This is a genomic window from Adlercreutzia sp. DFI.6.23 (assembly GCF_024462535.1).
Taxonomy (GTDB): Bacteria; Actinomycetota; Coriobacteriia; order Coriobacteriales; family Eggerthellaceae; genus Adlercreutzia; species Adlercreutzia rubneri.
Genome location: NZ_JANGBP010000694.1, coordinates 1 through 292, shown reverse-complemented (window position 1 = coordinate 292; position 292 = coordinate 1). Strand labels below are relative to the sequence as shown.

General features: G+C 60.3%; 1 protein-coding gene. It reads left to right on the top strand.

Going from position 1 to position 292, the window contains the following annotated elements; all coding sequences use genetic code 11:
- Nucleotides 1-36: 36 nt before the first annotated feature.
- A partial coding sequence (locus NE591_RS15090; RefSeq protein ID WP_256157082.1) for a hypothetical protein occupies nucleotides 37-292 on the top strand: 256 nt, incomplete at its 3' end.

Below are 292 nucleotides of genomic sequence, written 5' to 3'. Positions count from 1 at the left end.
AGACAGGTCATCGACTTTTCCTCGACAGGCGAGCTCGTGACCAAGGGAATGCGCTTCACCGAAGCAAACTGCGTGGAGCTGCGCCAACAAATCCTTGAGGGCGATCTTGATTATGCGAGTTCCGCGTCGTCAGCGGCAAGCCCGTTCCCTTCGCCGATGCCCTCTCCACGGTGCGCTCCGGTGGCAAGGCGAAAACGTCAGCCGCACCGGCTTTGGACGATTTGGAACCCGAAGAAGCGTAAGGGCGCTTTCGCCTGCGGGCAACTTCTCCGAGCGATCGTACCGGTCGATC